The organism is Corynebacterium canis, from assembly GCF_030408595.1.
GTDB lineage: Bacteria > Actinomycetota > Actinomycetes > Mycobacteriales > Mycobacteriaceae > Corynebacterium > Corynebacterium canis.
This window is the reverse complement of the sequence record NZ_CP047080.1, coordinates 1,263,920-1,286,210: the sequence shown is the minus strand read 5'-3', so window position 1 is coordinate 1,286,210 and position 22,291 is coordinate 1,263,920. Positions and strand designations below refer to the sequence as shown.

Sequence of the window (22,291 nt, the reverse complement as noted above, 5' to 3'; positions counted from 1 at the left end):
CTGTAGAAACCGTGTTGCCTCAACTAGGCTGGCAAAGGTACAGCTGACCTGCATTGGTCAGAAACGTAAATTGAAAGCGAAGTGAGCAGTGACTGGACGACTAGGAATTGATGACGTTCGCCCACAGGTTTCGGGAGGGGCTCACCCCTCCAAAGCTGTTGTCGGGGAGGTTATCCCAGTGTTCGCTGTGGTGTGGCGTGAGGGGCACGACGCGCTCTCGGCGACCGTGAACATTAAGGGACCAAAAACTTCTTCCGTGGCGCCCACGACGCGCCGCATCACCATGCAACGCAGCGAGCACGATCCCGATCAGGTAAACGCGATTTTCGTGCCCGATGTGCCGGGAGATTGGACCGTGCGCGTGGATGCGTGGTCGGACCCGATGGCAACGTGGCGGCACGCGGTGTCCGCAAAAATCGAAGCCGGGCAAAATGCCGAACAACTCGCCAACGACCTCGAACACGGCGCACGTTTGTTCGAACGTGCGGCTCAGGGGGTACCAAAGGCGCAACGCCCGCGGCTGCTCAAAGTTGCGGAGTCTTTGCGCGGTAACGGGGACCTGCGCGCCCGCGTGGCCCCCGGCATGTCTCGCGATACCTTGCAGCTTTTGGAGCTGCACCCGCTCCGCGAACTCCTTACGCGCGGCAAGACGCGCAAGGTCAAGGTGGAGCGCCGCGAGGCCTTGGTGAATTCGTGGTACGAGCTGTTCCCGCGCTCGACGGGCGGCTGGGATGAGCACGGCAACCCCGTTCATGGCACCTTCCAAACCACCGCGGACGCCCTCGAGCGGGTGGCGCGCATGGGCTTTGACACGGTGTACTTCCCGCCGATCCACCCGATCGGCGAGGTGAACCGGAAGGGCCGCAACAACACCTTGGATCCGACGCCGGAGGACGTCGGATCGCCGTGGGCCATCGGCTCGAAGGACGGTGGGCACGACGCGGTGCACCCGCGCCTGGGCACCCTCAAGGATTTTGATGCGTTGATCAAGCGCGCCAAGCAGCTGGGCTTGGAGGTGGCGCTGGACCTCGCGCTGCAATGCGCCCCGGATCACCCGTGGGCAGAAAAGCACCCCGAGTGGTTTACCGTATTGCCCGATGGGCATATCGCCTATGCGGAGAATCCCCCGAAGCTGTACCAAGATATCTACCCGCTGAATTTTGATAACGATACCGAGGGCATCTACAACGAGATCCTGCGCGTGGTGCTGTTCTGGATCAAGCGGGGTGTAAAGACCTTCCGTGTGGATAACCCGCACACCAAGCCCGCGAATTTCTGGGAGTGGCTGATCGCCACCGTGCACGAGACGCACCCCGATGTGATTTTCCTCGCAGAAGCATTTACGCGGCGGCCGCGCCTCTACGGTTTGGCCAAGCTCGGTTTCTCGCAGAGCTACACCTATTTCACGTGGCAAACCTCCAAGTACGAATTGGAACAATTCGGCAAGGAAATTGCCACCATGGCGGACGTGTCCCGTCCGAATATCTTTGTGAATACCCCGGATATTCTGCACGCATCGCTGCAGTACGGTGGGCGCGGCATGTTTGCTATCCGCTCGGTGCTGGCGGCCACGATGTCGCCGCTGTGGGGCGTGTACTCGGGCTACGAGCTCTACGAGCATGAGGCCGTGGCCCCCGGCAGCGAGGAGTACAACAACAGCGAGAAGTACGAGCTGCGCCCGCGGAACTATGAGCAGGCATTGGACAACGGCGATTCCTTGGAGCCGTTTATCACCATGCTGAACAAGATTCGCCGCGAGAACCCCTCGCTGCAGCAGCTGCGCAACCTGCACTTCCACAATGTGGATAATGATCAGCTGATCGCATACTCCAAGGTAGATGCCTTGACGGGCAACGCCGTGCTGGTGGTGGTCAACCTCGATCCCAATAACGCGCAGGAGGGGACGGTGCACCTGGATCTGGCGCAGCTTGGCCTCGCCGGCTCCGTCGGTTTCGACGTGCACGACCAGATCACCGGGGCGTCGTACACTTGGGGTGAGCACAACTACGTCCGGCTGGAGCCTTGGCGGGACGTGGCCCATATCTTTGTTCTTCCTGAAGTACCGTCCCAGCGTCGGGAAAAGCTTGCTTGGCGTGAGGTTTCTGAGTATCACGACTAGCAACAGGCCTGCGAAGGTGATTGAGTTCACCCTCTGCGAGCCCCCTGCACCCGCTTTGTTCGGTAGCGTCGAAGTATAGAGCGCTGCTTGAATGTAATGCGGGTGCTTTTAATTTTTTAAGTCAACATTTGTACGTTTTGAAGGGTCTCCACATGACTGACTCGAAGGTCTCCAGTGCCCTCGCGATCCCCCGCGAGGATCTGAACCGTCTGCGCAATTGCCAGCATCACGACCCCCACGGTTTCTATGGCTGGCACGGCAATGTCGTACGCACCCGCCAACTCGGAGCCGAAAAGGTGGAATTGCTGGTCGATGGCAATGAAATCCCCATGCAGCCGATCGGCGATGATATTTTCGCCGTGGAGGTTGCGGGCGAGCCCCGCGACTACCGCCTCCGCATCACCTGGCCCGGCTTTGAGCCCCGCGTCACCGCCGACCCCTACGCGTTCCTGCCCACCCTCGGCGAGACTGATATTTATCTGATCGCAGAGGGCCGCCACGAACGCCTCTGGGAGGTCTTGGGCTCGCACCTGAAAACCTATACCACCGAGCTGGGCGAGGTGGCGGGTACGTCGTTCGCGGTGTGGGCTCCGAACGCTATCGGCGTTGCGGTGATCGGCGATTTTTGCGGTTGGAATTCCTCCCAGTTCCCCATGCGTTCGCTGGGCAGCTGCGGTATCTGGGAATTGTTCCTGCCGGGCATCGGCGAAGGCGAAGTGTACAAGTATGCGATTCAGACGCAGGAGGGCCACCGCCGCGATAAGGCCGACCCGCTGGCGCGCCTTGCGGAGACCCCGCCGGCGACCGGTTCGGTGATCACGTCTTCCAACTACGAGTGGAACGATGCAGCGTGGCTGGAGCAGCGCGAGCAGGCGAATCCGGACATCGAACCGATGAGCGTGTACGAGGTACACTTAGGCTCCTGGAAGCAGGGCTTGGGCTATACGGACCTGGCCACGGAGCTGGTCAATTACGTGGCGGACATGGGTTATACGCACGTGGAGTTCATGCCCGTCGCCGAACACCCATTCGGCGGCTCGTGGGGTTATCAGGTTTCCGGTTATTTCGCCCCGAGTTCGCGCTGGGGTACCCCGGACGAGTTCCGCGCATTGGTGGATGCGTTCCATGCCCGCGGCATCGGCGTGATCATGGACTGGGTGCCGGCGCACTTCCCCAAGGACGATTGGGCGTTGGGGCGTTTCGACGGCCGCGCGCTGTACGAACACCCGGACTGGCGCCGTGGCGAGCAGAAAGACTGGGGAACATTCGTCTTTGATTTCGGCCGCCACGAGGTGCGCAATTTCCTGGTAGCAAATGCGCTGTATTGGTGCCAAGAGTTCCATATCGACGGCCTGCGTGTCGACGCCGTGGCTTCGATGCTGTACCTGGACTACTCCCGCAACGACGGTGAGTGGGAGCCGAATCAATACGGTGGCCGCGAGCATTTGGAGGCGGTGCAATTCCTGCAGGAGGTCAATGCGACGGTGCAGCGCGAGCACCCCGGTGTGCTGACCATCGCCGAGGAATCCACCTCGTGGCCGGGCGTGACCTCCCGCACGGAGGACAGCGGTTTGGGCTTCTCCTTTAAGTGGAACATGGGTTGGATGAACGATACCTTGGAGTATTTCTCCAAGGATCCTGTGCACCGCGAGTACCACCATAACGAGATCACCTTCTCCATGGTGTACGCGTATTCGGAGAAGTTCGTGCTGCCCATTTCGCACGATGAGGTGGTGCATGGCAAGGGCTCGCTGTGGAACCGAATGCCGGGCGATACCTGGAACAAGGCCGCCGGCCTGCGCGCGTTCTTGGCGTATATGTGGGCGCACCCCGGCAAGAACCTGCTGTTCCAGGGCCAGGAGTTCGGCCAGATTCAGGAATGGTCGGAGTCTCGTTCCTTGGATTGGGGGGATATGGAAGGCTGGGAGGGCGAGTACCACACCGGCATCCATACGCTGGTGCGCAACCTGAACAAGCTGTACAAGGAGTCCCCCGCCCTGTACACACAGGATTACGATTACGCGGGCTTCTCGTGGGCCAAGTCTGACGACGCCGCGCACAATATCCTCGCCTTCCACCGGTACGGTTCCCAGGGCGAAAAGCTGTTCTGCGTGTTTAATTTCGGCGGTAGCTCGCAAACGGCCTACCGGCTGGGTGTGCCCGCCGAAGGCACGTGGCGCATGATATTGAACACGGACGATTCCTTGTACGAGGGCGCCGGCAACCCCCTGCCGAGCGCGGTGGAGACCTCAAAGGAAAGCTGGGACGGCTACGAGCGTTCCCTGACCCTGCACATTCCCGCAATGAGTGCGCAGTGGTACCTGTTTGAGGGATAATCCCCTTGCGCAAAAAGCCCCGGTGATCCGGGGCTTTTGTGTTAGGCGAACATGGCCACGCCCATGCCGATGGTGACCAGCAGGTTATTAAAGCTGTGGAAGATCACGCTGGCCCATAGCGAGCCGTGCCAGCGGACCAATATGGCGCACCAGATTCCCAGCAGAAACGTCCAGATCATCACGGGCGGGGCCATGTGCACAAGGGCGAACACCAGTGCGCTTGCCCCGATGGAAATCGCGGGTATGTTCAACCGCTTATCCAGCCACCCCATAAGGAAACGCCGAAACACGATTTCCTCCCATATCGGGCCCGCGATCACGACGATAAACGAGAGCACCACGAAGCCCAGCAGCATATAGCTATCGGGCACGAGCTCTTGCAATCCGTTCTGCTGGTCGCTCGTCGGCTCCACGCCCACCGCCGCACCGATGGCGGCCGCAAGCAGCAGCGAAACCAACAGCAGCACGGGGGCCTGCCACACAAGGTGCCAACCGCGCCGGCCCAGCGGGATAAAACCGAAATCGCGCAGCGTCCAGCCGCGGCGCCGGAAATCCCACACCACAAACACGATCAGCGCCAATCCGATCCCGGCACCCAAAAGCGCCACGGCGATCGAATGTATAAGCAGGTATGTGATCAGGCCCGCCACGGTGACCGCGGAGGGCACCACAAACCCAAGACCAAACATACGGGCGAGGTCTAGCCCGGTGACTGGTCGCATCAAAACAGCACGCTCGCCATCCGACCACGCGCCGCCACAACGCGCGGATCCGTCGGCTCAAACAACGCAAATAGCTCCAGCAACCGCGCTCGCACTCGCTCCTTATCGCGGGGCAGGCAGGCGATCAGGCGCGCAAACGCGGCCTCAATATTGCCCTCGGCAACCTGCAGATCCGCCGCCGCCAATTGCTTGTCCACGTCCTGGGGATCCTGATCCGCCACCGTAATGGTATCGATGCTGCGCGGGGTCTGCGCCAACCTACCCAAGAAGATCGCCTGCAACCGGGCGGCCTTGGCCTCGGCGTTTGCGGGTTCGTGGGCCAAGATATCGTCATAGACCGCCACGGCGGCGGCAAAGTCGCCCGCATTGAGTGCGTCAGTCGCGGCGTCGAAACGCGGGTCCGGTGCGGCGGCAGAACGGGCGGCACTACCATCGGCGGCAACCGTACCCGCGGGCAGCCCGGTCAATTTACCCGCCACCGCGGCAACCACGGCGGCCGTCCACTGTTGCAACGCCTCCATGGGCTGGCCACCCTGGAAATCGGCGAGAGGACGCCCCTCCGCAAGGGCGAGCACCGTCGGCACCCCCGTAACCCCGAACGCCTGTGCAATCTCCGGAGTGGTGTCCGCATCCACATACGCAAAAATCCAATGCAAACCCGCTTGCGAAGCCAAGGTGGAAAGATCCGCCCGCAATTGCTCGGATTGCTCGCTGCGCGCGGAACCGACCTGCACCACCACCGGAACCTGCAACGAGCGGCGCAGCACTTCCTCCTCAAAGTTCTCCACGGTGACTGTCAGCACCGGCGGCAAACCCCCCTCCGGCGCCCGCTGCGCTCGGGCTTCCGCACGCGCTTTCACCTCCCCGAGATCAATGGCACCACCGACGAAACGATCGGGAGTAGTCACTTATGTCACGCCTTCCTTAATTTTCAACGTAGGTCTACCTGCGATGGTATCAGCGCCGCGCACACGCCCTAGAGGTGGCGCTCTAAAGATGCTACCTTTTGCGTGAGCTGGCCCGTATAACCTGGGCGAATATCCGCCTTCAGCACCAGGCTCACGCGCGGGGAGACGGCCAGGACTGCTTCCGTGGCGCGGTGCACAACGTCCATAACCTCCTCCCACTCCCCCTCGATCAGCGTAAACATGGCATTGGTTTCGTTCGGCAAACCCGAGTCACGCACCACGCGCACGGCCGCCGCAACGGCCTCGGACATCTCCGCATGGGCGTTCGGAACTTCGGTCGGGGCAACAGAAAAAGCTACGATCATGCGGCCAGCTTAGCGCGCCATTTTCCCTGCGCGGTCGGGGGCGCGAGTCTACACTGGACACCATGAGCGATTTTTCCAGTATTGAGATTCCCCACGAGTACGTTACCTGCCTCGACCACGTAGGCATCGCCGTTCCGGATCTCGACGCCGCGGTCGAATTCTACCGCTCCAACTTCGGCTGGGTAAACCACCACCAGGAAACCAACGAAGAACAAGGCGTGGTTGAGGCCATGATCGGGCCGAAAGACGCCACCGAGCGCGACGGCCTCATTCAGCTGCTGGCACCGCTGAATGAAGACTCCACCATTGCGAAGTTCATTGATAAAAAGGGCCCCGGCCTCCAACAAATGTGCGTACGCACCAACGATATCGACGCACTCAGCGAACACCTGCGCGGATTGGGCACGCGCCTGCTGTACCCCGAACCCAAGACAGGCACCGGCGGCGCCCGCATTAACTTCGTGCACCCCAAGGACGCCGGCGGCGTGCTCCTGGAAATCACCCAGCCCGCAGACTAGCCGCTAACGCCGCTCCCAGCAGGCGGCGTGCCAATGCCTGCGCTCCTCCGCATGATCCTGCGGCCACGCCACCACGTGCGAAACCCCCGGCGGAATGTCCTGATTGCAGCCCGGGCACACGTAAAACTTTACGGCGGCCGCGGCCCCCATGCGGCGCACTAGGTACGGCGCACCGAACGTCCAGCTGGGGCCCTGCTGCACCTGCGTGCCAAAGAACCCCGCCCCGTCGCGCGGCAACGCCCGGGGCGGTTTTTTGTGTTCTTTTCGGTGGTTGCGACGCGGCATTTAAAACAACCTAAGCTCGTTCGACTCGATGCCGCGCAACGCCTGATAATCCAAAGTGACGCAGCGAATCCCCCGGTCCTCGGCGAGGGTGCGGGCCTGCGGCTTGATTTCCTGGGCTGCAAACACGCCTTGCACGGGGCTAAGCAGCTCATCGCGATTCAATAGCTCAAGGTAGCGAGACAACTGTTCGACGCCGTCGATGCCGCCGCGGCGCTTGATTTCCACCGCAACCGTCGCCCCCGCGGCGTCGCGACACAAAATATCAACCGGGCCAATCGGCGTGGGATACTCGCGGCGGATCAGGCTATAACCATCGCCCAAAGTTTCAATATGGTCGGCGAGCAATTCCTGCAGGTGCGCCTCCACACCGTCCTTGACCAGGCCTGGGTCCTCGCCGAAATCGTAATAGAAATCCGAATGCACGGCCTCGATGGTGATGCGAAGCTGCTCCCCCTTTTTGTTTTCCACCACCCACAGACGGACCCCCAGCGCCTCACCGTCCTCGTTGCGGATCTCCTGCTCACTAAGGGTGCACGGCGGCGTCATCCAATTCAGCGGCTTGTAGGCGCGATCGTCCGCATGGATGGAAACGGAACCATCAGCTTTGACCATGAGCAGCCGGTCCGCCATGGGCAAATGAGCTTCCAGACGGCCAACATAATCAACAGAACACCGAGCAATGACGAGACGCATTCCTCAACTGTAGCCCAAGGTTATGTAGCATTTCGCTTTTGGGTGAGGTGGCGAATCGCCTCCCGCGGATCAACCCGCTCCAACCGTAAACTCGGCGCAGACTCTAACCACGCGGTAAACGCCATTTCGCTGCGCGCGTCCATGGCGATCTCATATTCGGTATCCCCCACGACAATATTGACGATCTTCGTGCCAGGCTCCATAAACTCACCCTCATTGGTGGTGGGCTGGCGGCTATTGACCAGCTGGGTGTGTTGACGGCTAATTGCGATGGTGGCCACAGGTGACAATGATCTCAGCTTGTAATACTCCACACAGGAACCGTTATAGCGGATCAACCCGTGACGCCAACCATGCGCGCCGTGAGCAGGCATACTGCGCAGAATGACCAGGCTCCCGCTGCTGCGCAACATGTAGAAGCGCCATACGGCGAGCATCACCACCGTCCAGGCCACAATAGCGAGGCCGTACCAGATAAATTCCACGTACACACACCACCAATCTGACGTGCGGTGGGCGACCCCGAACCACCACCGCAGTATTTTTGAATCATCATACCCCTTGTGCACAAGCAAGAATATTCCGTGCGGAGCTGAAAATGAGCACAGAATTGAAAAACCTGCATATGCGGGCATTGGTGAGGTAGTAACTATGCTTTTGTATACAAAGGACCACCCGCATTTGCGGGTGGTCCTTCGTTCAGCAGAAAGAGACGGGTGCGCCTACCGGAAGCCTTAGGCCTCCTTATCGCGGCGTAATGCGCGCAGTTCAGCTTCGGCGCGGGCCTTAATCTCGGGATCGTCCGAGTTCAGATTAGCCTCAGCTGCAGCAGTATCCACTTCACTGGCCCACACGGCATAGTGGGCCAGAATGGTCACCTTGTCCTTGGAAACGGACAGGAAACCACCCGGAGCGGCGGCGACGAGCTTGTCGCCGTCGACGGGACGGATCACCACTACGCCGTTTTCGGCCAATTGGCCGAGCATGGGCTCGTGGCCGGGCAGCACGCCGATCTCACCCTCGGTGGTCTGGGCCGTAACGATGGTGGCCTTGCCGGACCACAACAGACGTTCCACAGAGACCAGTTCAGCGGTGATTTCAGCCATGTGTCTCGCCCCTTTACTTTCCAGTCATCTTCTTGTAGGCGGCCTCAACATCGTCCAAACCACCCAGGCCGTTGAACGCCTGCTCTGGGTAGTGGTCGAAATCGCCATTGCAGATACGCTCGAAAGCTTCGATGGTGTGCTCCAGCGGGACATAGGACCCGGGGATGCCGGTGAACTTTTCCGCGACGAAGAAGTTCTGGCCAAGGAAGCGCTCCAGGCGGCGGGCGCGCTGCACGGTGATCTTGTCCTCTTCAGACAGCTCGTCCATACCGAGGATGGCGATGATGTCCTGGAGTTCCTTATTCTTCTGCAGAATGTGGATCACGCGCTGCGCAACATTGTAGTGACGCTCGCCGACGATGCCCGGCTCGAGGATACGAGAGGTGGAGGTCAGCGGGTTCACGGCCGGGTAAATACCCTTCGAGGCGATGCCACGGTCCAATTCGGTGGTGGCGTCGAGGTGCGCGAAGGTGGTGGCCGGCGCGGGGTCGGTGTAGTCGTCGGCGGGAACGTACACGGCCTGCAGGGAGGTAATGGACTTACCCTTGGTGGAGGTAATGCGCTCCTGCAGGATACCCATCTCATCGGCCAGCGTCGGCTGGTAACCCACGGCGGAGGGCATGCGGCCCAGCAGCGTGGATACCTCGGAACCGGCCTGGGTGAAACGGAAGATATTGTCGATGAACAACAGCACGTCCTGGTGCTGCACGTCGCGGAAGTACTCGGCCATGGTCAGGCCGGACAGGGCGACGCGCATACGAACTCCCGGCGGCTCGTCCATCTGGCCGAACACCAGCGCGGTGTCTTGCAGCACGCCCATCTCTTCCATTTCGAGGAAGAGGTCGGTGCCTTCACGGGTACGCTCGCCCACGCCAGCGAACACCGAGGTGCCGGAGAACTCGCGGGCGATACGGGTGATCATCTCCTGGATCAGCACGGTCTTGCCCACACCGGCACCACCGAACAGACCAATCTTGCCGCCCTTCACATAGGGGGTGAGCAAATCGATGACCTTAATACCCGTTTCGAGGATTTCGGTCTTGCCTTCGAGCTGGTCGAACGGCGGCGGATCGCGGTGGATGCCCCACTGCTCACCGTCGCGGCCCAGGCCGGGCTCGTCGAGGCAATCACCCAGCGCGTTGAAGACGTGGCCCTTGACTACGTCGCCGACCGGAACGGAGATCGGCTGGCCGGAGTCCACGACCACGGCGCCACGGACAAGACCATCGGTGGGTGCCATGGAGATGGCGCGCACGAGGTTATCGCCAAGGTGCTGTGCAACTTCGAGGGTAATGGTTTTGGCGACTGCTTCGAGGGTGACCTCGACAGTCAATGCGTTAAACAGGGCCGGCAGCTCGCCGCGCGGGAATTCCACGTCGACGACCGGACCGATGACACGCACGACACGGCCGGCGCCTACCGCCGACTGTGCGTTCTGCTCATTGAGAGCTGTAGTCATAATCTAGTCACTTTCTCCGCTTTCGGCGAGCGCACCGGCGCCACCGACGATCTCTGTGATTTCCTGGGTAATCTGTGCCTGGCGGGCCTGGTTGGCCACACGAGACAGGTCCTTGACCAACGCGGTCGCGTTATCGGTTGCGGACTTCATAGCGTTGCGACGTGATGCGGATTCCGAAGCGGCAGCCTCCAGCAACATGGCATAGAGGGTGCGGGAAATGTACTGCGGCAGCAGCGCGGCGAGCAGGGTATCTGCATCTGGTTCGAACTCGTAGTCCGCAGATACTTCACCCTTGTCGTCGAGGATGCCGTCGCCCATTTCCATCTCATCGAGCTCGATGACCGGCTCGATGGGGAGCACCTGGTGGGCACGCGCGGTTTGGGTCAGCATGGACTCAAACTCGGTGTACACCACGTGAAGCTGGTCGATTCCTTGCACCGGTTCGCCTTCTTCCACATTGAGGCCGTCGCGGTACTGTGCGGTACCGGAGGAGCCTGCAACGAAGGCGTCGATGAGGTGGCGGCGCAAGTCATGCGTCTCTTTGTAGCTCGGGTCTTGGGAGAAGCCGGTCCACTGCCCCACGATTTCCTCACCGCGGAACTTGTAGTAGCCGACGCCCTTGTTTCCGGCGACGTAGAGGACAACGTCGTAGCCTTTTTCCTCAAGGAGGTTTTTCAGCTCGGTGGTCTTCTTAAAGACGTTGTAGTTGTAGCCACCAGCCATACCACGGTCGCTCGTAACCACCAGGATTGCGGCGCGGTTAGCGTTTTCCCGCTCGCGAAGCATCGGGTGATCGAGGGAGCTTGCGGACGCCAAACGTTCGATCACATCGTGGATCTCGTTGGCGTACGGAAGCGAAGCCTCAACCCGCGCCTGGGCCTTGGTGATTCGCGAGGTGGCGATCAGTTCCTGGGCTTTGGTGATCTTCTTGGTTGAGTTCACCGACTTGATGCGGTTACGCAATTCGCGAAGACTTGCCACGAATCATCGCCTCCCTTCTTTTCCTTGGACGGTCATAGTGCTTGTCACAGCCCTACTTCTTGGCGGTCTTACGGGAAACCGTGATCTGAGACTTCTTCAGCTCCGATTCCTTCAACGGGTCCACCTCGGGCTCGTTGATCACCGGGGAACCGTCCGTGGTCTGGAAGGTGTGCTTGAAATCGGTGGTGGCCGCCAGCAACGCCTTCTGGGAATCCTCAGAGAACGCGGCACCGCCTGCGATTTGCTCGTACACGGCGGCAGCGTTTGCATGCAGGTACTCGTGCAGCTCGGCTTCGAAGCGACGGATGTCTTCGACGGGAACGGAGTCGAATTCACCTTCGCCGGCGAGCCAGATGGAAACCATCTGGTCTTCCACAGCCATCGGGCTGTTTTCGGGCTGCTTGAGCAATTCCACGAGGCGCTGACCGCGCTGAAGCTGCGCCTTGGAGGCGGGGTCCAGGTCGGATGCGAAGGCGGCGAACGCTTCGAGGTCACGGTAGGCGGCGAGGTCCAGACGCAGCGAACCCGACACCTTCTTCATGCCCTTGGTTTGCGCGGCGCCACCGACACGGGACACGGAAACACCGACGTTGATTGCGGGGCGAACACCCTGGTTGAACAGGTCGGACTCGAGGAACACCTGACCGTCGGTGATGGAGATCACGTTGGTCGGGATGAACGCGGAGACGTCATTTGCCTTGGTCTCAATGATCGGCAGTGCGGTCATGGAGCCAGCGCCCATGTCGTCGGACAGCTTAGCGGCACGTTCTAGGAGGCGAGAGTGCAGGTAGAACACGTCACCGGGGTATGCTTCACGTCCCGGCGGGCGGCGCAGCAACAGGGAGATCGCACGGTAGGCCTCGGCCTGCTTGGTCAGGTCATCGTAGATCACCAAGACGTGCTTGCCTTGGTACATCCAGTGCTGGCCCAGCGCGGCACCGGCAAAGGGAGCCAACCACTTAAAGCCGGCGGAGTCAGAGGCTGGGGCAGCCACGATGGTGGTGTAATCCAGTGCGCCGTGCTCTTCGAGGGTACGGCGGACCGCTGCGATGGTGGAACCCTTTTGGCCGATGGCTACGTAGATGCAGCGCACCTGCTTGGTGGGGTCACCGGAATCCCAGTTGGCCTTCTGGTTAAGGATGGTGTCCAGGCAGACCGCGGTTTTACCGGTCTTGCGGTCACCGATGATCAGCTGGCGCTGACCGCGGCCGATGGGGGTCATGGCGTCGATAGCCTTGATGCCCGTCTGCATCGGCTCACCCACGGGCTGACGCTGCAGCACGGAAGGTGCCTGCAATTCCAGTACGCGGTCTTCTTCTTTTTCAATAGCACCCAGGCCGTCAATCGGCTGGCCCAGGGGGTTAATTACGCGGCCGAGGAATGCATCTCCGACCGGGATGGACAGGACCTCACCTGTCCGCTTAACTTCGTCGCCCTCTTTCAGAGTCTCGTAGTTACCCAGCACCACCACACCGATTTTGTCGGTGTCAAGGTTCTGCGCGACGCCAATGACGCCGTTCGGGAACTCGAGGAGCTCATTCGCCATAACCGACGGGAGGCCCGTGACTTGGGCAATACCGTCAGCTGCCGAAATGACCAGGCCGACCTCCTCGCGGGAGGCCTCCGGGGAGTAGCTCGAGGTGTAGTTCGCAATCGCGCTACGGATCTCATCGGAGGAGATCGTCAGCTCCGCCATGTTCTTCCTGCTCTCGGTTGTTTCTTCCAGCAATTGTTGTCTAGTGATATCAGTCGTGCCTTAAACAAGGTGGGTACGCAGTCGCTCGAGTTTGCCCGAGGTGCTGCCATCGATTACCTCATCGCCGACGCGGACGACCATTCCACCGAGGAGGCTGGGATCGACCTCAGCGTGGATGCTCATCTCTCGACCGTAAATGCGGCCCAACTTCTGGGCCAGTGCCTGTTCCTGCACCTCATTCAGCGCAACAGCGCTCACCACATGCGCCACGGCCTTACCGTTGATATCTGCAGCGGCTGCAGCAAGGTTTGCCATGTCGTCGATGGGGTTGCTGTCTGGGCGGCCAATAACTTGGAGCGCTAGGGTTTCGGTGATGGAATTCACCTTGCCGTAGAGCACATTGGCCAATAGTTGACGCTTTGCAGCCGGGGTAGCAGTACGGTCGCCCAGCAACCGGGTGAGTTGCTTTTCGCCGTCCAGAATGCGGCTCAGGCGGAAGAGTTCGTCTTCGACCTGCGCCAACTGGTTCTGCTGTTCCGCTGCCCGCAGCAGGGCACGACGGCCCAACTGCACGAGGCCGGCGCGCAATTCGCGCGGCGTGGACCAGACCTGGGCCGCGGCGTCGGTAAGCGTACGGAGGGTGGTTTCGGTAACCTTCCCACCAAAGACTGCCGTCACCAGGCCAGAGCGCTGCTCGGGTGTGGCTGAGTTGTCAGCCACTGCGACACGCAGGGCGCGGTCACCGTCGAGGACCTCGACGACGTCGAACAGTTCAGTACCAGTCTGTGCGGCGACAGCGACTGCATTGGTGCCCCCAGACAAGGTGGCGTCTAGAGTGCGCGTTGCGTTCGCCAGTGCTTCGCGGCTCGCTGCGTGCATGTCGCTCACTTTCCTGCGTAGTTCACGGTGTCGAGGTCGGACAGGAAGCTATCGATCGTGCGGGAACGCTTGACAGCATCGGAGAGTTGCTCCCCGAGCAGGCGCTCTGCCAGGTTGATCGAATTCTGCCCCATCTCGCGGCGCAGCTCAGCCACGACCTGCTCGCGCTGGGCGGCAAGCTGCTTTTCACCGGACTCGATGATGCGGTTGCTTTCTTCGGTGGCCTGGGCCTTCATTTCCTCGATGATCTGCTTGCCCTTGTCCCGGGCTTCTTCGCGGATCTGAGCGGCTTCGGCGCGTGCCTCCGCGAGCTGGGCATTGTACTTCTCTAGAGCTGCCTTGGCTTCCACCTGTGCAGCTTCAGCCCGCTGAATGCCACCCTTAATCCGGTCCTCACGCTCGGTAAGGACTTCCTGGAACTTCGGAAGGATGAACTTCCAGAAGAGGATGCCGACGACGAGGAGCGGAATGACGGACCAGACGAGGTCGTACGTGGCAGGCAGCAGCGGGTTAATCGGCTCTTCCAGGGGAAGGACCTCACCGCCTCCCGCCGCGAGGTAGTTAATGACGTTCGTCATGAGTCTCCAGCTTTCGTTGTCTTATGGGATTAGAGGATGAAGCCAGCGACCAGACCGATGAGGGCAAGAGCCTCGACGAAGGCGATACCCAGGAACATGGTGGTGCGCAGCTGGCCGGCCATCTCGGGCTGGCGTGCCATGCCCTCGAGCGCCTTACCAACAAGGATGCCGATACCAAGGCCGGGGCCGATGGTTGCAAGGCCGTAACCGATGGTGTCGATGGAGCCGGAGATACCAGCGGCGTCCTGAGCGAGGATGACTTCGTTCATGAGAGTGTCGTTCCCTTTCTAGCTGCCCAGGCAATTGACGAAGTGTCTGGGCGAAAATTTGGTGTGGATTTGTGGTTGACTGTGGTCCGCCATGCGGCGGGCTGGGTCAGTGTTCGTCAGCGTGCAGCGACAATTCGATGTACACGGCCGAAAGCAGGGAGAAAATATAGGCCTGCAGGAAAATGACCAGGAGTTCGAACAGCGTGAACGCGACCGCGGCGATAATGGTCACACCGGACAGTGCCGTCCAACCGTTCAGCTGCCAGAAGAAGAAGTTCGTGGCAGAGAACAACAGCACAAGAATGATGTGGCCAGCGAGCATATTGGCCATGAGACGCAGTGTCAGCGTGGCCGGTCGCATAATGAACGTCGAGAAGAACTCGAGCGGCACCACCAGCAGGTGCAATGCTGGCGGCAGGTTCGGGATGACCACCGAAGACTTCACATACTTGAAAAAGCCGTACCGCTTCGTACCGGCGTAAATGAAGGTGAGGTAGCCAAAGATCGCCAGCGCCAAGGGCATGCCCACACGCGCGTTCGGCGAAACATTAAGTCCCGGAATGACCGAGGGCAGGTTCATCGCAAAAACCAAGAAGAACATGGTGGCCAGCACCGGCAGGAACCGGCGGCCTTCCTTCTTCCCTAGGATTTCTTCGGCGATGTGCACTCGGACGAAATCAAGAGCAATCTCGGCGACATTCTGGAGGCCGGAAGGAACCAGCTTCGGGCTCCGCATTGCCACCAAGAAGAAGAGCGCCACGAGAACCGCCATCAGGAGGCGGACGAACATCAGACGGTCGATAGTGAACCAGCCGTTCGCAACGTCTGCGAACCACAAGGCATCCGGGAAAAATTCGTGTTCCAGGGAGGGTGCGTGGAACTCACCCCGCATGGACAGTGTTGTAACGCTCAGCGTTCTCTCCCGTGTTCGGGCCGTACAGGTTTCCCGTACGGTGCGATGGACGTCTGAAAAACTACCTAGACCGCCACGGACTCCGTCGCACATCATCGCAGCGGCCATTGGGGAAAAATGCCAGATCATTTTCACAGGTTTTGTAAACCTGCGCCTTAGCTAGACACCCTTGCCCGCTCGATAGAATAACAGGTCAGTTTGGGTTTTTCCGAAGTATCACGGGGGGTAGCCGCTACCCCTTGCCATAGCACTTTAAGTAAGTGCCCTGAACTGCGCAAACAAAATTTTGTAAGGTACGTCACACCACACTCGGTGTGTCACGGACGGGGGTAGCGTAGCGACTCAGTTTTCGGGCTGCACGTACGTAACTTTTGCGGTAATTACGCCCCAGACTTCGCAGGTAAGCACCGCGAGCAAAGCCAACACCGTGGTTACCAGCAGTGCCCACTTGTGGTAAAACCCAAGGTCCTGAATTAGATACAGAACGATAATCAAAACAATGACTTTAACGAGCCAGCCGCCGAGCACCACCGCCCCCGTCGTTGTCGGCGATGTATCCGAGGTCACTAAAACGCTGAGAACTGTCAGCAGCATAAAACCGCCCCCAATTGCGGCTCCCAGCAGCACGCCCCACACGCCCGCCAGGTCGGCCACCCAACCCCAGAGCGCCAGCGAGCACAGTGCGATCACGAGCAGCGCGTAAGCCCCGTACCTAAGCGCACGTATGAGCGGTCGCCGGGGGTCGTCGTATTCCGAAGGTGTTGCAGTCACAGCTTCCATATCCTACCGTGCGTGCGCCGCGTGTTTTCGGTGGGCCACCGCCGCGTTTCGACGCCGCGCATCCAACGCCGGCCGCACCGTCAGCGCCGCGGCGATCAGCAAACCCATGCCAACGCCAATAAAGGCGAAGCCGGAGGGAAACACCGTAAAGGACACCGCCCCGAAGGCCACCACGGACACCCAGGTGTACAGCACCAAAACGACCCTGCGGTGCGTGTGCCCCAGCTCCAGCAGACGATGGTGCAGGTGCATCTTATCGGCGCTAAACGGCGAACGGCCCTTGGATACCCGCCGCACCACGGCCATGACCAAATCGAGCACGGGTACGAAGATCGCGGCCGCCACCACGATAAACGGCGACATCACGGCGATAAAATCCGCGGTCCCATACAGGCTCATATTGATCTTCCCGGAGGCCGAGGTAGAAGCCGCCGCCAGCAATAGCCCAATAAGCATGGACCCGGAATCCCCCATAAAAATCCGCGAGGGTTCGAAATTATGTGGCAAAAAGCCCAGGCACATTCCCACCAGCGCCGCCGCGATAATCGCCGGCGGATAGGCGGACACGGTACCGCCCTGATCGTGCAGCACCGTCAGCGAAAACACCAGGATGGCCAGCCCCGCGATCATGCCCAATCCGGCCGCCAGCCCGTCCAAGCCGTCCACAAAGTTCATGGCATTGATCAGCATCACCGTAAACACGGAGGTGACTATGGAGCCCTGCACCTGATCCAACACCACAGTGGTCCCATCGCCGAACGGCACATACAGCAGCGTCCATGACAGCCCCACCATGCTCATGATCACCGCCCCCAGCACCTGCCCGATAAGCTTGGTCAGGGCGTCGATCTCAATCAGATCGTCGATCACGCCCACGATCACGATCACCACCGCGCCCCACATCACCGCATCCATTTCCGGGGTGATGGGCTTAAAGCCGCGGGTCAGCGCCGGCAATTGGTGCGCCAACCACACCGCGCACGTAAAGCCCAGAAACATCGCCGCCCCGCCCAGCCGCGGCTTGGGTTGGGTGTGCACATCCCGATCCCGAATCTCCGCCATCTGCCCGCTGCGCATCACCCAATGCCGGATCAGCCCGGTGGCCAGATAGGTGATCGTGGCGGCGGCGAGCAGCACAAGGCCCAGCTCCCGCAATGGCACGCCCGCGACACCCATGTCAGCGCAACACGTCCACGTCGATGCCCAACACCTCGGCGATGCGTTCCGCCGGGATGGCCCCCTCCCGCAGCAGCTTCGGGTTCGGCCCGGAAAGGTCCACGATCGTGGAAGCCTTCCCCACCGGGCACTCCCCGCCGTCGAGATAGGCGGCGGCCCCGGCACCGAGCTGCGCCTTGGCGTCCGTCACGGTGGTCGCTGGCGGTTGGCCAGAGATATTGGCGCTGGACACCGCCATGGGACCGGTTTCCCGCAGCAATTCGATGGCCACGGGGTGCAGCGGCATGCGCAGCATCACCGTCCCGCGCGTATCACCGAGGTTCCACGGCAGGCTGGGGGCCTGCGGCACCACGATGGAAAGCCCACCCGGCCAAAACGCCTCCACCAGCGCCTTGGCGTGGGGCGTGTATTCCCGCACCAGGCCCTGGATGGTGTCCCAGCTGCCCACCAGCACGGGTACCGGCATATCGGGGCCGCGGTGTTTGGTCAGCAGGAGCTTGGCCACGGCGTCGTTATCAAAGGCATCGCACCCCAGGCCGTATAGCGTGTCCGTGGGGAGCACCACGAGGCGGCCGCCTTTGACCGCGTTGACCGCCGCCCGTAACCCGAGCTCGCGGGTCTCCTCATCGGCACAATCGTAGATTCGACTCACGTTTCAACTCCTGAAGATTCACTCTTGGCTTAACAGCTTACTCGCAGTAACAAAGCGCTCACGCCCCGCCAGATCACGGTGTTGCGTGATCTCGCCGAACCCGCCGTGCGCGGCAAAAGCCTCCCGCACGCCGGCTCCCGTGGCGTCATCGTGTTCGATCCCCACCTTGCCCCCTCCCCGCAACAGGGCATGCACAACGGGCAACATGCCGGTGATCGTATCCAGCCCGGTCACCCCGCCGAACACGGCGGTGGCGGGGTCGCGCCGAGACTCCTCATCCAGCTGCGAGCCCAGGGGAACATACGGTGGATTGCTCACCACCAGATCCACCGTTGCGGCGAGCCCAGGCAGCACGGAAATATCGGTGGCATCCCCGTGCACAAGCTCAACACCGGGTGTGAACATCTCAATGTTTCGCTGTGCCCAAGGCAACGCTGCGGACGCGTATTCGACGGCCGAGACGAGGGCGTCGATACGCGCGTGCGCAATAAACACCGCCAGCGCGCCGGAACCCGTGCACAAATCCACCACCTGCGGCTTTTCGACGCCGCGCAGCTCATCCACCGCCCACTGCGCCAGCAATTCCGTCTCCGGACGTGGAATAAACACCCCGGGGCCCACGGCCAAATCCAGCGGGCCAAACGGCGCCACACCCGTAATATGCTGCAGGGGCTCCCGCGCGGCGCGGCGTTGCACCAAGGCAAAGAACTCCTCCGGCATATCGCCCTCGTGGAACATCAGTTCAAGCGGCGCGCAAGCGAGGACATGGGCGGCGAGCAGGCGGGCGTCGACAAGCGGCGACGCCACCCCAGCGCTGGCTAATGTGGCGGCGGCCGCGGAGACGCTTTCGGCTACGGAGGTCACTCAGCTTCCAAGCGGGCTGCGCGATCGGCGGCCTGCAGCGCGGCAAACAGGTCCCCAAGCTCCCCATTGAGCACGGTGTCAAGGTTATTGGCTTTATAACCAATGCGATGATCGCTGATGCGATTCTCCGGCCAATTATAGGTACGGATGCGCTCCGAACGGTCCAAGGTGCGAATCTGGGCGGCGCGGCCCTCCGCAGCCTCCGCGTCCGCGGCCTCCTCGGCCAATTGCTGCAAGCGCGCGGCCAATACCTGCATCGCCCGGGCCTTGTTCTGAATCTGCGAACGTTCCTTCTGACACGTCACCACAATGCCCGTGGGCAGGTGCGTAATCCGCACCGCGGAATCCGTGGTATTCACGCCCTGGCCGCCCTTGCCGGAAGAACGGTACACATCGATGCGCAGATCCTTATCGTCGATCTCCACGGCCTCCACCTCGTCCGGCTCCGGGTACACCAGCACCCCGGCCGCGGAGGTTTGGATGCGGCCCTGGGACTCCGTTACCGGAACCCGCTGCACGCGGTGCACGCCGCCCTCGAACTTAAACACGCTCCACGCGCCATCGCGCGAGGGCTGCTTGGAACGGATAGACATGGTCAGGTCCTTGACGCCGCCCAGATCCGACTCGGACACGCCCAGCACCTCGCAGGTAAAACCGTTCTTCTCCGCGAAACGCTGATACATGCGTGCGATTTCCGCGGCGAACAGGGCGGCCTCCTCGCCGCCGGCGCCGGACTTGATCTCCATGACAATATCGTCGCCGTCGTGCGGGTCGCGCGGGGCCAGCAGGTCGGCCAGCTGCTCCTCCAACTCCACCTCGCGGGCGGCAAGGCGCTCCACCTCGGACACGAAATCGTGATCCTCGTGCGCCATTTCGCGGGCGTCCGCAAGATCCGCGCGCACCTGGGTCAGCTCCGTGTGCACCTTGATAATCGGCTGCAGCTCCGAATAGCGCTTGCCCACCTTGCGCGCGCGGGCCACATCATTATGCAATTCAGGGTCGCTGAGCTGCATCTCCAGGCCCTGATATTCCGCGAGAATATCGTCGACGACCGAAACCTGCTTTGCCATTAGGAGAAGTCCTCCTCCGTCACGCCAGCCATCGGCGCGGACGACGCAACCTGCATCAAGAACTCACCATTGGACTTGGTCTTCTTCAGCTGCTTGATCAGCAGATCGATGGCCTGTTGATTATCCAGCGCAGACAGGATACGGCGCAGCTTATGCATAATCCGCGCCTCCTCCGGGGCGAGCAATAGCTCATCCTTGCGGGTGCCCGAGGGGTTCACATCCACGGCCGGGAACACGCGCCGCTCAGAAATCTTACGGTCCAGCTTCAGCTCCGCATTGCCCGTGCCCTTGAACTCCTCAAAGATCACGGTGTCACCCGCGGAACCCGTCTCCACCATCGCCGTGGCGATAATGGTCAACGAACCACCGTTTTCAATATTGCGGGCGGCACCCAGGAAACGCTTCGGCGGATACAAGGCATTGGAATCCACGCCGCCGGACAGGATACGGCCCGACGCCGGGGAGGAATTGTTATACGCCCGGCCCAGGCGGGTAATGGAATCCAGCAGCACGACCACGTCCTGGCCCTGCTCCACCAGGCGCTTCGCGCGCTCGATGGCCAGCTCCGCCACGGCGGTGTGCTCGCTCGGCGGACGATCGAAAGTAGAAGCGATTACCTCGCCCTTGACGTTACGCTGCATATCCGTAACCTCTTCGGGGCGCTCATCCACCAGCACCACCATGAGATAGCACTCCGGATTATTCGTGGCGATAGCGTTGGCCACATTCTGCAAAATCGTCGTCTTACCGGCCTTCGGCGGGGACACGATCAGGGCGCGCTGCCCCTTGCCGATCGGCATAATCAGGTCAATCACGCGGGTGGTCAGAATCTTCGGATCCGTTTCCAACCGCAGGCGCTGATTCGGATACAACGGCGTCAGCTTGGCAAACTCCGGGCGGTGGCGGGCCTCCTCCACGCTCAGACCATTAATCTGATCCACCCGCTGCAGCACATTATATTTCTGGCGATTCCGGCCCGTGCCGTGCACCTGCTGCGGCCCCCCAACCTTAATCTGGCCAATCACCGCGTCACCCCGACGCAAACCCAACCGGCGAATCAGCTGCGAATTCACATACACATCCGCCGGGCCAGACTGGTAGCCGCTCGTGCGCACAAACGCATTACCGTTTTCCAAAATCTCAACGATGCCGGCGATCTGCTGCAATACATCGTCTTCCCGCAGCTCATCCATATGATCGCGATCGCGCCGATTACGGCCACGGTCACGGCGGTTACGGCTGCGGCCACGACGGTCGTCGTCACGCGGCTCACGCTGCTCACGGGTGAAACGCTCCGGGCGTTCCTGGCGCTCAACCACAGCCTCCTGCTCCGGCGCCTGTTGTTCCGCCGGTGCCTCGGCAGCCTCATCCGCCGGAGCCACAGTCTCACGCTGCGCCTCCCGCTCACGACGCTCCCGCTCACGTTGATTACTACGCGCACGATTCCGGCGCGCCCGGCGAGCCTGCGAACGCGACTCATGGCGCTCCTCCGCCTTCGCCTCCCGCTGCTCCGCCTCCCGCTCCTCGGCGGTAACCTTCACATCGCCAGACTCCGCTTCGGCGGGAGCTTCCGAAACCGGCGAAACGGGCGCCTCAGGCGCGGTAGGTGCTGGCTCCGCTTCGGCGGTAGCAATCACCTCGGTAGTGACACGGCGGCGGCGACGCTGAACGGGCGCGACCTCCCCCTCAACACTCGGCTCAGCCGGGGCCGACGCACCAGGGGCAGTATTCGCAGAAGCGGCTCCCCCAGCCTGAATTGCCTCAATCAAAGCACCCTTGCGCATTGTTGAAATACCGCGGATCCCCAAAGACTGCGCCATCCTGCGAAGCTCCGGCAACCGGAGGGCAGCTAGGTTTGCGGTGGTGTCCGTATCGGTCACAGATGTCCTTTCGTGGCACATCCCGGCTCTATCAAACCGGTG

Annotated in this window: 23 protein-coding genes; 3 read left to right on the top strand and 20 right to left on the bottom strand. The window is 61.3% G+C overall.

Annotation, left to right across the window (positions count from 1 at the left end; translation table 11 throughout):
* Positions 1 to 88 precede the first annotated feature (88 nt).
* Together CCANI_RS05650 and glgB are read left to right on the top strand one after the other, a co-directional pair.
* Positions 89 to 2,119, top strand: coding sequence for an alpha-1,4-glucan--maltose-1-phosphate maltosyltransferase (locus tag CCANI_RS05650; RefSeq protein ID WP_146323320.1), 2,031 nt, complete (start codon positions 89 to 91; stop codon positions 2,117 to 2,119).
* Between the two features lie 152 nt (positions 2,120 to 2,271).
* Entirely contained in the window at positions 2,272 to 4,455 is a 2,184-nt protein-coding gene (glgB, locus tag CCANI_RS05645) for a 1,4-alpha-glucan branching protein GlgB (protein ID WP_146323319.1), read from the top strand.
* Positions 4,456 to 4,496: 41 nt separating this feature from the next.
* Here the strand turns inward: glgB and CCANI_RS05640 are convergent, their stop codons facing one another.
* The 3 genes from CCANI_RS05640 to CCANI_RS05630 form a co-directional block, all read right to left on the bottom strand.
* On the bottom strand, positions 4,497 to 5,177 hold the full coding sequence (locus CCANI_RS05640; RefSeq protein ID WP_146323318.1) for a CPBP family intramembrane glutamic endopeptidase: 681 nt from the start codon (positions 5,175 to 5,177) through the stop codon (positions 4,497 to 4,499).
* Positions 5,177 to 6,085, bottom strand: a complete 909-nt coding sequence (locus CCANI_RS05635) for a tetratricopeptide repeat protein (RefSeq protein ID WP_146323317.1) — start codon at positions 6,083 to 6,085, stop codon at positions 5,177 to 5,179. The genes CCANI_RS05640 and CCANI_RS05635 overlap by 1 nt, the downstream gene beginning before the upstream one ends.
* Positions 6,086 to 6,153: 68 nt before the next feature.
* Positions 6,154 to 6,450 carry a thiamine-binding protein gene (locus CCANI_RS05630; protein WP_146323316.1) on the bottom strand — a complete coding sequence of 99 codons (297 nt, stop codon included), beginning with the start codon at positions 6,448 to 6,450 and terminating at the stop codon, positions 6,154 to 6,156.
* A gap of 62 nt (positions 6,451 to 6,512) precedes the next feature.
* Between CCANI_RS05630 and mce the strand changes: the two genes are divergently transcribed.
* Positions 6,513 to 6,968 carry a methylmalonyl-CoA epimerase gene (gene mce, locus CCANI_RS05625; RefSeq protein WP_146323315.1) on the top strand — a complete coding sequence of 152 codons (456 nt, stop codon included), beginning with the start codon at positions 6,513 to 6,515 and terminating at the stop codon, positions 6,966 to 6,968.
* A 3-nt stretch (positions 6,969 to 6,971) separates the two neighbouring features.
* Here the strand turns inward: mce and CCANI_RS05620 are convergent, their stop codons facing one another.
* The 17 genes from CCANI_RS05620 to rho form a co-directional block, all read right to left on the bottom strand.
* Positions 6,972 to 7,253: an Rv1322 family protein gene (locus CCANI_RS05620; protein ID WP_146323314.1), complete on the bottom strand. Its 282-nt coding sequence runs from the start codon at positions 7,251 to 7,253 to the stop codon at positions 6,972 to 6,974.
* Complete coding sequence (gene nucS / locus CCANI_RS05615) at positions 7,254 to 7,946, bottom strand: endonuclease NucS (protein ID WP_146323313.1); 693 nt, start codon at positions 7,944 to 7,946, stop codon at positions 7,254 to 7,256.
* Between the two features lie 20 nt (positions 7,947 to 7,966).
* Complete coding sequence (locus CCANI_RS05610; protein WP_246118151.1) at positions 7,967 to 8,437, bottom strand: DUF2550 domain-containing protein; 471 nt, start codon at positions 8,435 to 8,437, stop codon at positions 7,967 to 7,969.
* A 243-nt stretch (positions 8,438 to 8,680) separates the two neighbouring features.
* Positions 8,681 to 9,052 carry a F0F1 ATP synthase subunit epsilon gene (locus tag CCANI_RS05605; RefSeq protein WP_146323312.1) on the bottom strand — a complete coding sequence of 124 codons (372 nt, stop codon included), beginning with the start codon at positions 9,050 to 9,052 and terminating at the stop codon, positions 8,681 to 8,683.
* A 13-nt stretch (positions 9,053 to 9,065) separates the two neighbouring features.
* Positions 9,066 to 10,511, bottom strand: a complete 1,446-nt coding sequence (gene atpD / locus CCANI_RS05600) for a F0F1 ATP synthase subunit beta (protein WP_146323311.1) — start codon at positions 10,509 to 10,511, stop codon at positions 9,066 to 9,068.
* Positions 10,512 to 10,514: 3 nt separating this feature from the next.
* Entirely contained in the window at positions 10,515 to 11,492 is a 978-nt protein-coding gene (locus CCANI_RS05595; protein WP_146323310.1) for a F0F1 ATP synthase subunit gamma, read from the bottom strand.
* 52 nt (positions 11,493 to 11,544) lie between these two features.
* The gene (gene atpA, locus CCANI_RS05590) at positions 11,545 to 13,188 is read right to left on the bottom strand and encodes a F0F1 ATP synthase subunit alpha (protein WP_146323309.1); all 1,644 of its coding nucleotides are present in this window, start codon (positions 13,186 to 13,188) and stop codon (positions 11,545 to 11,547) included.
* Between the two features lie 60 nt (positions 13,189 to 13,248).
* Entirely contained in the window at positions 13,249 to 14,067 is an 819-nt protein-coding gene (locus CCANI_RS05585; RefSeq protein ID WP_146323308.1) for a F0F1 ATP synthase subunit delta, read from the bottom strand.
* Between the two features lie 5 nt (positions 14,068 to 14,072).
* Positions 14,073 to 14,645, bottom strand: coding sequence for a F0F1 ATP synthase subunit B (locus CCANI_RS05580; RefSeq protein ID WP_146323307.1), 573 nt, complete (start codon positions 14,643 to 14,645; stop codon positions 14,073 to 14,075).
* Positions 14,646 to 14,674: 29 nt separating this feature from the next.
* Complete coding sequence (locus CCANI_RS05575) at positions 14,675 to 14,914, bottom strand: ATP synthase F0 subunit C (RefSeq protein WP_027013285.1); 240 nt, start codon at positions 14,912 to 14,914, stop codon at positions 14,675 to 14,677.
* Positions 14,915 to 15,020: 106 nt separating this feature from the next.
* The gene (gene atpB / locus CCANI_RS05570; protein WP_146323399.1) at positions 15,021 to 15,806 is read right to left on the bottom strand and encodes a F0F1 ATP synthase subunit A; all 786 of its coding nucleotides are present in this window, start codon (positions 15,804 to 15,806) and stop codon (positions 15,021 to 15,023) included.
* Positions 15,807 to 16,169: 363 nt separating this feature from the next.
* Positions 16,170 to 16,598, bottom strand: coding sequence for a Cg1360 family ATP-synthase-associated protein (locus tag CCANI_RS05565; RefSeq protein WP_425457305.1), 429 nt, complete (start codon positions 16,596 to 16,598; stop codon positions 16,170 to 16,172).
* 12 nt (positions 16,599 to 16,610) lie between these two features.
* Positions 16,611 to 17,783, bottom strand: a complete 1,173-nt coding sequence (locus CCANI_RS05560; protein ID WP_146323305.1) for an MraY family glycosyltransferase — start codon at positions 17,781 to 17,783, stop codon at positions 16,611 to 16,613.
* 1 nt (position 17,784) lies between these two features.
* Entirely contained in the window at positions 17,785 to 18,435 is a 651-nt protein-coding gene (locus CCANI_RS05555) for an L-threonylcarbamoyladenylate synthase (RefSeq protein ID WP_146323304.1), read from the bottom strand.
* A gap of 18 nt (positions 18,436 to 18,453) precedes the next feature.
* Positions 18,454 to 19,299, bottom strand: coding sequence for a peptide chain release factor N(5)-glutamine methyltransferase (prmC, locus tag CCANI_RS05550; RefSeq protein ID WP_146323303.1), 846 nt, complete (start codon positions 19,297 to 19,299; stop codon positions 18,454 to 18,456).
* Complete coding sequence (gene prfA / locus CCANI_RS05545) at positions 19,296 to 20,369, bottom strand: peptide chain release factor 1 (protein WP_146323302.1); 1,074 nt, start codon at positions 20,367 to 20,369, stop codon at positions 19,296 to 19,298. The genes prmC and prfA overlap by 4 nt, the downstream gene beginning before the upstream one ends.
* Positions 20,369 to 22,249, bottom strand: a complete 1,881-nt coding sequence (gene rho, locus CCANI_RS05540; RefSeq protein WP_186750023.1) for a transcription termination factor Rho — start codon at positions 22,247 to 22,249, stop codon at positions 20,369 to 20,371. The genes prfA and rho overlap by 1 nt, the downstream gene beginning before the upstream one ends.
* Positions 22,250 to 22,291 lie beyond the last annotated feature (42 nt).